At 72.4% G+C, this 12,912-nt stretch carries 13 protein-coding genes; 10 read left to right on the top strand and 3 right to left on the bottom strand.

Translation table 11 applies throughout. From position 1 onward, the window contains the following. The first annotated feature begins 46 nt into the window (after nucleotides 1-46). A complete protein-coding gene (locus CP980_RS15920) occupies nucleotides 47-529 on the top strand; it encodes an HIT family protein (protein WP_150528435.1) in 483 nt (160 codons plus the stop codon). A 69-nt stretch (nucleotides 530-598) separates the two neighbouring features. On the opposite strand, the gene CP980_RS15915 is transcribed toward CP980_RS15920, so the two are convergent. Together CP980_RS15915 and CP980_RS15910 are read right to left on the bottom strand one after the other, a co-directional pair. Next, a complete protein-coding gene (locus CP980_RS15915) occupies nucleotides 599-1,081 on the bottom strand; it encodes a MarR family winged helix-turn-helix transcriptional regulator (protein ID WP_132758367.1) in 483 nt (160 codons plus the stop codon). Beyond that, nucleotides 1,074-1,796 carry a DJ-1/PfpI family protein gene (locus tag CP980_RS15910; RefSeq protein WP_229907390.1) on the bottom strand — a complete coding sequence of 241 codons (723 nt, stop codon included), beginning with the start codon at nucleotides 1,794-1,796 and terminating at the stop codon, nucleotides 1,074-1,076. The genes CP980_RS15915 and CP980_RS15910 overlap by 8 nt, the downstream gene beginning before the upstream one ends. A gap of 182 nt (nucleotides 1,797-1,978) precedes the next feature. On the opposite strand from CP980_RS15910, the gene CP980_RS15905 reads away from it, so the two are divergent. The 4 genes from CP980_RS15905 (at nucleotide 1,979) to CP980_RS15885 (ending at nucleotide 7,540) form a co-directional block, all read left to right on the top strand. Then, nucleotides 1,979-3,361, top strand: coding sequence for an aspartate aminotransferase family protein (locus CP980_RS15905; RefSeq protein WP_132758368.1), 1,383 nt, complete (start codon nucleotides 1,979-1,981; stop codon nucleotides 3,359-3,361). 100 nt (nucleotides 3,362-3,461) lie between these two features. Next, complete coding sequence (locus CP980_RS15900; protein WP_099890304.1) at nucleotides 3,462-4,142, top strand: GntR family transcriptional regulator; 681 nt, start codon at nucleotides 3,462-3,464, stop codon at nucleotides 4,140-4,142. Nucleotides 4,143-4,276: 134 nt separating this feature from the next. Beyond that, complete coding sequence (locus tag CP980_RS15890; protein WP_150530238.1) at nucleotides 4,277-6,736, top strand: glycosyltransferase; 2,460 nt, start codon at nucleotides 4,277-4,279, stop codon at nucleotides 6,734-6,736. Nucleotides 6,737-6,889: 153 nt separating this feature from the next. Continuing rightward, nucleotides 6,890-7,540, top strand: a complete 651-nt coding sequence (locus tag CP980_RS15885) for a hypothetical protein (protein ID WP_099890302.1) — start codon at nucleotides 6,890-6,892, stop codon at nucleotides 7,538-7,540. An 83-nt stretch (nucleotides 7,541-7,623) separates the two neighbouring features. Here the strand turns inward: CP980_RS15885 and CP980_RS15875 are convergent, their stop codons facing one another. Beyond that, nucleotides 7,624-8,388, bottom strand: coding sequence for an SLATT domain-containing protein (locus CP980_RS15875; RefSeq protein WP_132758370.1), 765 nt, complete (start codon nucleotides 8,386-8,388; stop codon nucleotides 7,624-7,626). Nucleotides 8,389-8,656: 268 nt separating this feature from the next. Between CP980_RS15875 and CP980_RS15870 the strand changes: the two genes are divergently transcribed. The 5 genes from CP980_RS15870 to CP980_RS15850 all read left to right on the top strand — a co-directional run bounded on the left by CP980_RS15870 (nucleotide 8,657) and on the right by CP980_RS15850 (nucleotide 12,822). Next, the gene (locus CP980_RS15870; protein ID WP_078621772.1) at nucleotides 8,657-9,001 is read left to right on the top strand and encodes a YbaB/EbfC family nucleoid-associated protein; all 345 of its coding nucleotides are present in this window, start codon (nucleotides 8,657-8,659) and stop codon (nucleotides 8,999-9,001) included. A 70-nt stretch (nucleotides 9,002-9,071) separates the two neighbouring features. Next, nucleotides 9,072-9,671, top strand: coding sequence for a recombination mediator RecR (gene recR / locus CP980_RS15865; RefSeq protein ID WP_030152816.1), 600 nt, complete (start codon nucleotides 9,072-9,074; stop codon nucleotides 9,669-9,671). Next, on the top strand, nucleotides 9,664-10,320 hold the full coding sequence (locus tag CP980_RS15860) for a DUF5063 domain-containing protein (protein ID WP_150528434.1): 657 nt from the start codon (nucleotides 9,664-9,666) through the stop codon (nucleotides 10,318-10,320). Before recR ends, CP980_RS15860 begins: the two co-directional genes overlap by 8 nt. 154 nt (nucleotides 10,321-10,474) lie before the next feature. Next, nucleotides 10,475-11,749: an aspartate kinase gene (locus CP980_RS15855; RefSeq protein WP_099890296.1), complete on the top strand. Its 1,275-nt coding sequence runs from the start codon at nucleotides 10,475-10,477 to the stop codon at nucleotides 11,747-11,749. Next, a complete protein-coding gene (locus CP980_RS15850; RefSeq protein ID WP_132758372.1) occupies nucleotides 11,746-12,822 on the top strand; it encodes an aspartate-semialdehyde dehydrogenase in 1,077 nt (358 codons plus the stop codon). The genes CP980_RS15855 and CP980_RS15850 overlap by 4 nt, the downstream gene beginning before the upstream one ends. The last annotated feature ends 90 nt before the right edge of the window (nucleotides 12,823-12,912 follow it).

Raw genomic sequence — 12,912 nt, 5'->3', positions numbered from 1 at the left:
ATGCATCCCGGGGGTGGACGGCAAGGCCGTCCCCTAAGGTCCCGCCATGACCAACACCGACTGGCGCAAAGACCGCATAGGCAGCGCGCACCGGGGCGAGAACCCGACCGTGCTGCGCCGCCTCGACCAGGGCTTCGCCGTGATCGGTGACCGGCAGTTCCTCCCCGGGTACGCCGTACTGCTGACCGACGACCCGTCAGTGACCCGGCTCTCGGACCTGCCGCGGGCGCGCAGGACGGCGTACCTCAGTGACATGGAGCGGCTCGCCGAGGCCGTCGAACGGGCCTGCCGGCGGCTCGATCCGGCCTTCCGGCGGGTGAACATCGAGATCCTCGGCAACACCGACCCGTACCTGCACGCCCACATCTGGCCCCGCTACGACTGGGAGCCCCCCGAGCTGGTCCGCGTGCCGGTGTGGCGGTACGAGCAGGAGGAGTACTGGCGGGGGGCCCGCCACGAGCTGGGCCCCCGGCATGACGGCCTGCGCACCGCCATCGGGGAGGAACTGGACCGGCTAGGAGCCCAGTAGCCGCGCCGGGCACCCGCACCGCGCCGGGCGCCCGCACCGCACCCCACCGGCCTCCTCTCCGCGCGCAGGTCAGTCCGACTCCGGGGCTCCGGCAGCCCCGTCGACCCCGGCGCCCCGCAGCGCGTCCAACGCCTTCGTGAGGCGGTCCAGGACCTCGACCGTCTCCGCGAAGGCCGCCTCGCCCAGCTCCTCCGCGAGCCGGGTGGCCAGTACGGCGTGGGCCGGGGTGATGCGGGCGACGGCGGCACGCCCCTCCTGCGTCGGACGGAGCAGCTTCGCGCGCCGGTGCGCCGGGTTCGGGACGTACTCCGCGAGGCCCTTGGCCGCCAGCAGGTCCGCGATGCGCTGGACGCTCTGCCGCGTGATGCCCATGACCCGGGCGATCCCCGCCACCGGCAGGGGCTCCTGGAGCACCGCGCCCAGCACCTGCCACCACGCCGCGGTCAGCCCGGCCGGCCTGGCCAGTTCCTCAGAGATCGCGAGGAACCGGCCGTTCAGGCCGAACACCCCGAGCGCGGTACGGCTCAGCAGAGCGGACGGGGCGTCAGGCATCGCCGCGCTCCGCCGCCGCCATCAGCACGGGGAACGCGCTGGCGTCCGAGTCGTGGAACAGGCGGTACCACGCGTCCAGGACCTCCGGCCCGTAGACGTCCAGCCGGGCGAAGACCTCCCGGGCGAAGGCGACCGGTTCCGTCGGGCCCGCCGTGATCAGGTCGCCGTCCGTCACCGCGTCGGCTTCGACGTACCGCCCGGCGCCCGCGTACCCCGGCTGGCGCGCCAGGTACGCGGCGGCCGCGCTGGTGTGGGCGTACGCATCGAGCAGCCCTTCCCGGGCCAGGCCGGCCGTGGCTCCGCAGATCGCCGCGACCGGGACTCCTGCCGCCAGGAACTCGCGCGCCTTCACCGCGAAAGGGGCCAGCTCGTCGCCGGAGTCCCAGAGCGAGGCGCCGGTCAGGATGAGGAGGGAGGAGTCCCCGGGCGCGAGGTCGGCGAGGGCCAGGTCGGGCTGGATGCGAACGCCGCCCATGGTGGTGACCGGCGCTCCGGCGGCCGGGCCGACCGTACGGACCGGGTAGCCGCGCTGGGTGAGGTGCGCGGTGGTGTGGCCGGTCTCCCAGTCCGCGTACGTGTCGTAGACCGCGAGGTGCACCGGCCGGGGAGAGGTCGGAGAGGTCGGGGAGGTCGGGGAGGTCAAGGATGTCTGGGAGGTCGGGGAGGTGCGGGTGGTGGGAGTGGTCGTCCCGGTCATCGTCATCGCCTCTTCCATGCTTCCGAGCGTCCGTTTCCCTCCCCCTATGACAGCAGGCTGTCAGTTCGACAGTCTGCTGTCAATCGATCGACAAGCACCCCGCTTCCCCACCAGCTGCCGACAGACTGCCGAGACCCGGCACCCACCCGCAGACAGTCCGCCGATATCCCCTCCCACCTGGGCACTCTTAGCGTGGCCGCATGACCCCTCACGTCACCACGGGCAACCCCGCAGACCTCGCGGCCACCGGCGCGGCCGTCAAGGCCGCCGACCGCGCCCACGTCTTCCACTCCTGGTCCGCCCAGGCCCTGATCGACCCGCTCGCCGTCGCCGGAGCCGAGGGGTCGTACTTCTGGGACTACGACGGCCACCGCTACCTCGACTTCGCCTCCCAGCTGGTGAACACCAACATCGGCCACCAGCACCCCAAGGTCGTCGCCGCGATCCAGGAGCAGGCCGCGCGGCTCTGCACCCTCGCGCCCGGCTTCGCCGTCGACGTCCGCTCCGAGGCCGCACGCCTCATCGCCGAGCGGACCCCGGGCGACCTGGACAAGGTCTTCTTCACCAACGGCGGCGCCGAGGCCGTCGAGAACGCCGTCCGCATGGCCCGTCTGCACACGGGCCGGCAGAAGGTGCTCTCCACGTACCGCTCGTACCACGGGGCCACCGCCGCCGCGATCAACCTGACCGGCGACCCGCGCCGCTGGCCCTCCGACACCGCGGCCGCCGGCGTCGTCCACTTCTGGGGCCCGTTCCTCTACCGCTCGCCGTTCCACGCCACCACCGAGGCCGAGGAGTGCGAGCGCGCCCTCGCGCACCTCGCCGACACCATCGCCTTCGAGGGCCCGGCGACCATCGCCGCGATCATCCTGGAGAGCGTGCCGGGCACCGCCGGGATCATGACCCCGCCGGCCGGTTACCTCGCGGGCGTGCGCGAGCTCTGCGACCGCCACGGCATCGTCTTCGTCCTCGACGAGGTCATGTCCGGCTTCGGCCGCACCGGCAAGTGGTTCGCCGCCCAGCACTGGGACGTCACCCCCGACCTGATCACCTTCGCCAAGGGCGTGAACAGCGGGTACGTGCCGCTCGGCGGCGTCGCCATCTCGGCCGCCATCGCCGAGACCTTCGCCACCCGTCCCTACCCCGGTGGCCTGACGTACTCCGGCCACCCGCTGGCCTGCGCCGCCGCCGTGGCGACGATCAACACCATGGAGGAGGAGGGCGTCGTCGAGCACGCCGCCCACCTGGGCGCGAACGTGATCGGCCCGGCGCTCACCGAGATCGCCGAGCGCCACCCGTCGGTCGGCGAGGTCCGCGGCCTCGGCGCCTTCTGGGCGCTGGAGCTCGTACGGGACAAGGAGACGCGCGAGCCGCTCGTCCCGTACAACGCGGCCGGGGCCGACAACGCGCCGATGGCCGAGTTCGCGGCGGCCTGCAAGGCCTCCGGCCTGTGGCCCTTCGTGAACATGAACCGGACGCACGTCGTCCCGCCCTGCAACATCACCGAGGCGGAGGCCAAGGAGGGCCTGGCCCTGCTGGACGAGGCGCTGACGGTCGCGGACCGCCACACCACGTCCGCCTGACCGCCCGTCGGCCGAGACGAAAGCCACCACCGTTCGATCGGTTTCAGCCTCGCTGCCTGGCCTAAGGTGTCCGAAACCTCACTCAAGGAGACGGACCCCTATGCCAGGCAGCGGCGCTGTCACCCGCAACACACTTCGCCAGCAGATCGCGGACGCGCTGCGTGACGAGGTGCTGGCGGGACGCCTGCCACCGGGCACCGAGTTCACCGTCAAGCAGATCGCCGACAAGTACGAGGTCTCCGCGACCCCCGTACGCGAGGCGCTCGTCGACCTCTCCGCCCAGGGACTGCTCGAATCGGTGCAGCACCGGGGCTTTCGCGTGCGCGTCTTCTCCGTGGACGACTACCGGGGCATGATCGAGGCCCGTACGCTCATAGTGGACGGGATCTTCCGGCGGCTCGTCGAGCGCGGCACCGCGCCCGGCTCCGGCGAAATGCTGGTGTCGGTGCGCCGTCGTGCCGAAGAGGCGTGCAGGGCCGCGCAGAGCGGTTCCCTCGAAGTGCTGATCGGTTACGACCTGCGCTTCTGGAGGGAGCTGAGCGGGCTGGTCGGCAACACGTACATCTCGGATTTCCTGCACCGCATCCGCGTGCAGTGCTGGGTCTTCGCCGTCCCGCACCTGAAGGCGGCCCCCGATCTGCACACCGGGCTGTGGTCCGGCCACAACGAGCTGGTGGAAGCGGTGACACGGGCCGACGCCGACGAGGTACGCGCCCTCGTGCACGCGTACAACCAGCGCGCCCTGGACTGGGCCGCGGGCCTGAAGGCGGTCGGCGCGTGACCGACACGACCGACAAGAGCGGCACGACCGACAAGAGCGGCACGACCGACACGAGCGGCACGACCCACACCAGCGGCGCGACCGGCACGCCCCGCACCACCGACCCCGCAGCGGCCGCGGCCGCCCCCGCCTGGCTGGGCGCCGTCCGGCTCTCCGTCGTCATCCCCACCCACGACGACGCGCACCGCATCGGCCCGACGCTCGACGCCTTCCGCGCCCACCTCGACGCCCGCCTCGGCAGCGGCCCCGGCGACTGGGAGCTCGTCGTCGCCGACGACGCCTCCACCGACGACACCGCCGCCCTCGTCGAGGCCGCGGCCGCGGACGAGCCCCGGATCCGGCTGATCCGCTCCCCGCACCACCGCGGCAAGGGCGCCGCGCTGCGCGCCGGAGTGCTCGGCTGTGCCGGGGAGCGGGTGCTGCTCGCCGACGCCGGGCTCAGGACGCCGCCGGCCGAGCTGGAGCACCTGGAGCAGGCCCTCGGCCAAGCGGCCCCGGGCAGCGGGAGCGGGAGCGGCAGCGAAATCGACGGCGGCGGGGGCGAGCGCGCGACCGCCGCCCTCGGCCGGTCGGGGAACCGCCTGGTCCGCGCCCTGGGCATCCCCGGGATTCCGGGCTTCCGCGCCGACACCTGCGGTTTCGCCCTCTTCGACGGCGACCGGGCACGGGCCGCCTTCGGCGCCTCCGTCCTCGACGGCCCGGCCGTCGACGCCGAGGTGCTGCGCTGGGTGCGCCGCCAGGGCTGGCACGTCGCCGAGGTACCGGTGAGCCGTACCCGCACCCGTACCCGTACCCCGAAGCCGCCCGCCGGCCCCGGCCCCCGCCCCGGCCCCCGCCGCACCACGGCCCCTGGCGACCGGCGCCGCGCCCTCGCCGAGCTCTTCCGCCTGAACGCGGGCGGCCTCGCCGTCGCCGCCGTCTTCCTCGCCCTCTCCGCGTACGTCTTCCACGGCCTGTGGGCGGACCTCGACGGCCGCTACCTCGCGGACGCGCTCCAGGACCAGAACCAGTGGGAGTGGTTCGTCGGCGTAGCCACCGACAACATCACCCACCTGCGCAACCCGCTCTTCACCACGGCCCAGGGCATGCCCGACGGCGTGAACCTGATGGCCAACGCCACCATGCTGGGCCTGACCGTCCCCCTGATCCCGGTCACGCTCCTGTTCGGGGAGACGGTCACCTTCGCGCTCGTCCTGACGCTCGGCATGGCCGCCAGCGCCTGGACCTGGTACTGGCTGATCCGCCGCCGCCTCGTGCAGAGCCGCTGGGCCGCCGCCGCGGGCGGGGCGCTCGCCGCCTTCGCGCCGCCGATGGTCTCGCACGCCAACGGCCACCCGAACTTCGTCGTGCTCTTCATGCTCCCGCTGATCATCGACCGGGCCCTGCGCCTGTGCGAGGGCAGGAACATCGTCCGCGACGGGGTCCTGCTCGGCCTGTTCGCGACGTACCAGATCTTCCTCGGCGAGGAGCCGCTGCTCATCGCCGCGCTCGGCATGCTGGTCTTCTCGCTGGCGTACCTGCTGGTCGACCGGCGGCGCGCGCTCGCGGCCGCGCGGCCGCTGGGCCTCGGTCTGGTCATCGCCGCGGGCGTCTGCGTACCGCTGCTGATCTACCCGCTGTACTGGCAGTTCTTCGGCCCGCAGAGCTACCACTCGGTGCTGCACGGCGACAACGCCGGCAACAGCCCGCGCGCCCTGGTCGAGTACGCGGCCCGCTCGCTCTTCGGCGACGCCGAGACGGCCGGGCGGCTCTCGCTGAACACCACCGAGCAGAACGCCTTCTACGGCTGGCCGCTACTGGCGCTCGGCGCGGCCGTCTGCGTGTGGATGTGGCGCCGCAGGCTGGTCCGCGCGCTCGCGATCACCGGGGGCGTGGCGCTGGCGCTGTCCCTCGGGCCCTGGGTGCCGGTCCCGCGTACGGACGTCGTGCTGCCGGGGCCCTGGCGGCTGATGGTGAAGCTGCCGCTGTTCGAGTCGGTGATCGAGGGGCGCGTGGCGATGGTGTGCGCTCCCGTCCTGGGCGTGCTGCTCGCTCTCGCGCTGGACCGGATCGTACGGATGCGCACGCGCGAGCTGCGCACGCTCGGCCTGCTCGCGGTGGCGGCGGCGCTGATCCCGGTGCTGCCCCTGCCGCTGGCCGTACGCGAGCGGGCACCGGTGCCGGCGTTCATCACCTCGGGCGCCTGGAAGGGCTACGTCAAGGACGGCGAAGCACTCGTTCCGGTACCGCTGCCCGACCCGGGCCAGGCGGACGCGCTGCACTGGCAGGTCGAGGCGGACTTCGGCTTCCGGCTGGCCGGCGGCTACTTCAACGGCCCGTGGGGTCCCGACCGGATCGGCATCTACGGGGCCACCCCGCGCCACCTGTCGAACCTCCTGCGGGACGTCCGGTACGGGCAGCAGCCGCCGGAGATCACCCCGCAGTGGCGGGACCAGGCCCGCCGCGACCTGGAGTTCTGGAAGGCGGGGGCGGTCGTGCTGCCGTTCCAGGACCGGGGCATCGAGCTGCGGGACATGATCAGCGAGCTGCTGGGGCGCGAGCCGCAGAAGGTCGAGGACGTCTGGGTCTGGAGGGTGGGTCCGGGGCAGGTGTAGCGGGCGGCTGCGGCACGCGTCGCGCCTGGTGGGGGCCCATGTGCCGCCCCGGGTCGGCCGAGGGTTCGGCCCCAGGTTCTGCGCAGCCCTTCGCGGAGGGTGTTCGGCGCACTACGCTGGCCGGATCGGCGACATCGACTGATCGGAGCCCGCGTGGCCTGTGACCTGTGGCTGGTCCCCCTTGTCGACGTGCTGTGCCACAGCCCCGACAACCCGTTCGCGGAAGAGATCGCCTCGTACGACAAGGCGCTGGGCGAGGCGGGCCTGCCGTCGGTGCCCGTGTTCGCGTACATGCCGGGCCTGAGCGGGGACGTCGCCCCCGTCGCCGGCTTCGACTACGACGCCCTGCACTTCCTGCGGCGGGCCTACCTGCTGCAGATCTGCGGCCTGCCGGTGACGCCGGTGGACGAGCTGGGCGGGGACTACGAGCAGCTGCTGGAGATGTTCGAGTCGACGGCGCAGCAATCGCACCTGGTGTGGCACTACGACCACGCCGGGGCGTACGTGCCCGTGGACTTCGCGGCCCCGCTGGCCAACGAGGAGCTGCTGGCCGGGGGCGGGCCGCTGGGCTCCGCGCAGGGGCTGCTGCGCGAGCTGATGGTGGTGGCGCCGGCGATCGGGATCGACCCGGGGAACCCGCCGGGGGCGCCGGCGGCGCCGGGACGGCCCACGTCCCTGGAGGAGCCCGCGGGGCCGATCCCGTACGACGAGAGCCCCTTCGCGCGGGAGCGGCACGTGTGGCTGGGGCTGCACGCGGCCGCGACCCGGAGCCTCGGCCAAGGCTCGATGATCATCTTCAGCTGACCGGGGCCGGGGCCGGTGCCGGGGCCGGGTGCGGGGTCGGGGGCGGGTCTCCCCCGCCGACCCCTCGCACACCGGCACCGGCCTCAGCGGGGCTGCTCCGGCGGCCGCTGGCGCGGCATGTTGGGGCGGGTGCCCGGCGGGAGGGGGAAGCGGGTCGGCGGGAGACCCGCCTCGGCCCGCGACGAGGGGGCGCCGAGCGACTGCATCACCAGCGGCGCCGGCCCCGAGGAGAACTCCACCATCCACTCCGCGGTCTCGGAGCGCACCAGCTCCGTCACGTCCTCGGAGAAGCGGCGCAGCACGGTCAGGCACCGCTCCGCGGCCTCGCTCGCCGTACCTTCCGTGGGCCCCAGGACCTCCCGCACGTTCTCCGAGGCCCAGTCGAACTGCAAGGTCTGCAGGCGGCGCTGCACCGCCTGCGCCGTCGCCACGTCCCGCATCCAGCCCGAGGTCAGGCCGAAGAACCGGTCGCAGGCCAGGCAGGCGGCGGCCAGGAGCAGCGAGAGGTAGCCGTACGAGGCGACCCCCGGCGCGGACCCCGTCAGCTCCAGCAGCGGCATCGCGGCCCCGGCCACCGCACCCGCGGCCGCCCCGACCCGCAGCACCCGGGCGCCCCGGCGCTTCCACGCCCGGTCGGACAGATACCACTCCGCGGTGCGCAGCGCATCGGCCTCGACCCGCCGGTAGAGCTCGTCCAGCCGCTCGGCCGGCTCGCCCCAGTCCCCGAGGGGGAACGGTCCGCCGGTCAGATCGCCCGCCGCCATCGGTCCGCTGCCCTCCTCCCGGGAGTCCTGGGGTTCCCGGGGATCCCGGGGTGGCCCCTCGGGCTGCATCTCCGGCTGGCTCACCCGGCACTCCCTCTGCCTGCGCTGACGTGTGGTGGTGCGCGTGTGCGCAATGATGCGCATGCTCTTCCTACCTTCGAATGGCGGCCCGTGGGCGACGAATCCCCGGTTTTCCGCCTGCAAGGAGGTCTCCATCAGGTACGCGCACGCCCCGTCTCTCACTCGAAAGAGTTGGTCCTCACGGCGTAGGGCGCGCCGCCCGGGGAGCACGTAGGCTCGGATTGACCAAGCTGCCCCAGTCTTGGACCGACAACGACGGAGTGAGTGACCTGTGATTCCCGGTGGTGGCCAGCCCAACATGCAGCAGCTGCTCCAGCAGGCCCAGAAGATGCAGCAGGATCTCGCCGCGGCCCAGGAGGCGCTCGCGCAGGCCGAGGTAGAGGGCCAGGCCGGCGGTGGTCTGGTGAAGGCGACCGTCACCGGTTCCGGTGAGCTGCGCGCGCTGGTGATCGACCCGAAGGCCGTGGACCCGGCGGACACCGAAACCCTCGCCGACCTGGTCGTCGCGGCGGTCCAGGCGGCCAACGAGAACGCCCAGGCGCTCCAGCAGGAGAAGCTCGGCCCGCTGGCCCAGGGCCTGGGCGGCGGCAGCGGCATCCCCGGCCTCCCGTTCTAGCCCGGGGTCCGGCATCGGACCCCGAACCCCTACCCCATAGCCGATACCGCAGAACGAAAGAAGGCAGTCCGTGTACGAAGGCGTGGTCCAGGACCTGATCGACGAACTGGGCAGGCTGCCCGGCGTCGGGCCCAAGAGCGCGCAGCGGATCGCCTTCCACATCCTGCAGGCCGAGCCCACCGACGTCCGCCGCCTCGCGCACGCGCTGCTGGAGGTCAAGGACAAGGTCCGGTTCTGCGCGGTGTGCGGGAACGTGGCCCAGGAGGAGCGGTGCAACATCTGCCGCGACCCGCGCCGCGACACCACGGTCATCTGCGTGGTGGAGGAGCCGAAGGACGTCGTCGCGATCGAGCGGACCCGCGAGTTCCGGGGCCGGTACCACGTCCTCGGCGGCGCGATCAGCCCGATCGAGGGCGTCGGCCCGGACGACCTGCGCATCCGCGAGCTGCTCGCGCGCCTCGCGGACGGAGAGGTGACCGAGCTGATCCTCGCCACCGACCCGAACCTGGAGGGCGAGGCGACCGCCACCTACCTCGCCCGCATGATCAAGCCCATGGGCCTGAAGGTCACCCGCCTGGCCAGCGGGCTCCCCGTCGGGGGAGACCTGGAGTACGCGGACGAGGTCACGCTGGGGCGGGCCTTTGAAGGAAGGCGACTTCTCGATGTCTGACGCAATGCTGCACGCCCTGGGAGTGGATCCGGACGACTTCGCGGCTTCGATCGCGGACCAGATCGAATCCTTCATCGTCGCGGTCACCGAGGTGGCCAAGGGCGAGGACCCGGACAGCGCGGTCCCCTTCCTCCTCCTGGAGGTGTCCCAGCTGCTGCTGGCGGGCGGCCGGCTGGGCGCGTACCAGGACGTCCTGCCCGACGAGCGGTACGAGCCCGACCTGGGCCCGGAGCCGGACGTGGACGAGCTGCGCGAGCGGTTCGCGATCATGCTGGAGCCGGTCGACGTCTACTCCGAGGTCTTCGACCCGTACGAGCCGCGCAAGGCACCGGTCGCGCACCGGATCTCGGACGACCTCGCCGACGTGGTGGCGGACCTGCGGCACGGGCTCATCCACCACCAGGCGGGCCGGACCACCGAGGCGCTGTGGTGGTGGCAGTTCTCGTACTTCACCAACTGGGGTCCGACGGCCTCGGCGACGCTGCGCGCCCTCCAGTCGCTGATCGCCCACGTACGGCTGGACCAGCCGCTGGAGGCCCTGGACGGCCTGGACACCGACGAGGACCTCGCCGAGGACGACCTCGCCGAGCAGGCCGGACGGGTGATGGCCGAGGAAATCGGTGCGCGGCTGGGTCTTCCGCGGAAGTAGGCAGCCGGAAAAGCGGGCGATCCGGTCATACGGGCCACCCGGGCGGGGAACCCCGGACCCGGTCCGTTCGTCTCATGATGCGGTACGAAGCGGTCGGATCGCGGTCGCTCGTTACACTGCACCAGCAATGAGACGGACTGAGCGAGGAGCGCACGTGGGCCTTGTCGTGCAGAAGTACGGAGGCTCCTCCGTAGCCGATGCCGAGGGCATCAAGCGCGTCGCCAAGCGGATCGTGGATGCCAAGAAGAACGGCCACCAGGTGGTCGTCGTGGTTTCCGCGATGGGCGACACGACGGACGAGCTGATCGATCTCGCCGAGCAGGTATCCCCGATGCCTGCCGGGCGCGAATTCGACATGCTGCTGACCGCCGGAGAGCGGATCTCCATGGCCCTGCTGGCCATGGCGATCAAAAACCTGGGCCACGAGGCCCAGTCGTTCACCGGCAGCCAGGCAGGCGTCATCACCGACTCGGTCCACAACAAAGCGCGCATCATCGATGTCACGCCGGGCCGTATCCGCACCGCGCTGGACGAGGGCAACATCGCCATCGTCGCCGGCTTCCAGGGCGTGTCGGCGGACTCCAAGGACATCACCACCCTCGGCCGCGGCGGCTCGGACACGACCGCCGTCGCGCTCGCCGCGGCGCTGGACGCCGAGGTCTGCGAGATCTACACCGACGTCGACGGCGTCTTCACCGCGGACCCCCGCGTCGTGAAGAAGGCCCGGAAGATCGACTGGATCTCCTCCGAGGACATGCTGGAGCTCGCGGCCTCCGGTTCCAAGGTGCTGCTGCACCGCTGCGTCGAGTACGCGCGCCGCTACAACATCCCGATCCACGTCCGCTCGTCCTTCTCCGGACTGCCGGGCACCTGGGTCAGCAACGAGAATCCGCAAGGGGACGCGCAGGTGGAGCACGCCATCATCTCCGGAGTCGCTCACGACGTCTCCGAAGCCAAGATCACGGTCGTCGGCGTACCGGACAAGCCGGGCGAGGCCGCGGCGATCTTCCGCGCCATCGCGGACGCCGAGATCAACATCGACATGATCGTGCAGAACGTGTCCGCCGCGTCCACGGGCCTGACGGACATCTCCTTCACCCTTCCCAAGGCCGAGGGCCACAAGGCCATCGACGCCCTGGAGAAGGCGAAGGGCCAGATCGGCTTCGACTCGCTGCGCTACGACGACCAGATCGGCAAGATCTCCCTGGTCGGCGCCGGCATGAAGACGAACCCGGGCGTCACCGCCTCGTTCTTCCAGGCGCTGTCCGACGCGGGCGTGAACATCGAGCTGATCTCGACCTCCGAGATCCGCATCTCGGTCGTGACCCGCCAGGACGACGTCAACGAGGCCGTGCGCGCCGTGCACACGGCCTTCGGCCTCGACTCCGACAGCGACGAGGCCGTCGTTTACGGAGGCACCGGACGATGACCGAGACCCGGTCGACCCCGGCTCCGGCGCTCGCCGTGGTCGGGGCGACCGGAGCGGTCGGCTCCGTCGTGCTCCAGATCCTGTCCCAGCGGGCGGACGTCTGGGGCGACATACGGCTGATCGCCTCCGGGCGCTCGGCCGGCCGCGTGCTGTCCGTGCGCGGGCGGGAGTGCGAGGTGCTCGCCCTCACCGAGGACGCCTTCGAGGGCATCGGGCAGGGCGATGTGGTGCTGTTCCTGACCCCGGCCGAGGTGTCGGCCCGCTGGGCGCCGGTGGTCGTCATGCGCGGGGCCGTCGCCGTCGACCAGTCCGCGGCCTTCCGGGAGGACCCCGAGGTGCCGCTGGTGGTGCCCGAGGTCAACGCCCGGGCCGTACGGGAGCGCCCGCGCGGCATCGTCGCGGGCCCGGACTGTGTCACCGCCGCGATGATCGCGGCCCTGGGCGCGCTGCACGCCGAGTACGGGCTGGCGGACCTGACCGTCTCCTCGTACCAGGCCGCCAGCGCGGCCGGGCGGGCCGGCACCGAGACGCTGCGCCGCCAGCTGTCGCTGGTCGCGGGGACCTCCCTGGGGGAGCAGACCGGGGACGTGCGCCGGGCCGTCGGCGAGGACGCGGGTCCCTTCGCGGCCCCGCTCGCGCTGAACGTGGTGCCGTGGTCCGGTGAGCTGCGGGGAGGCGGCTGGTCCTCGCACGAGCTGGCCGTACGGGCGCAAGTACGCCGGGTCCTGCACCTGGACGCGCTCCCGGTGGCGGTGACCTGCGTACAGGTGCCCGTGCTGACCGGGCACTCGCTGAGCGTACGGGCGCGGTTCGAGGCCGAGGTGGACGCCTCGCACGCCCGGGAGGTCCTGGAGGCCGCGCCCGGCGTGGTCGTGGTGGACGATCCGGCGGCCGGGGAGTTCCCCACTCCGGTGGACGCCGCGGGGACCGATCCGGCGTGGGTGGGACGGCTGCGGGCCTCGCTCGACGATCCAAGCTCCCTGGAGTTCTTCGTCTGCGCCGACAATCTCCGCAACGGGGCCGCCCTGAATGCCACTCAGATCGCGGAACTGATCGCTGGTGAATTCGCGTAATTCACTTTGTAGGATCAGTGCTGATCCCTTGATCAAGGTGATGGCCTGACTGCCGCCTGGACGGACGGGGCGGTCAGGAAGAGCGAGTAC

Origin of the sequence: Streptomyces vinaceus (genome assembly GCF_008704935.1) — a bacterium.
Lineage (GTDB): Bacteria > Actinomycetota > Actinomycetes > Streptomycetales > Streptomycetaceae > Streptomyces > Streptomyces vinaceus.
This window is presented reverse-complemented; position numbering and strand designations above follow the sequence as displayed.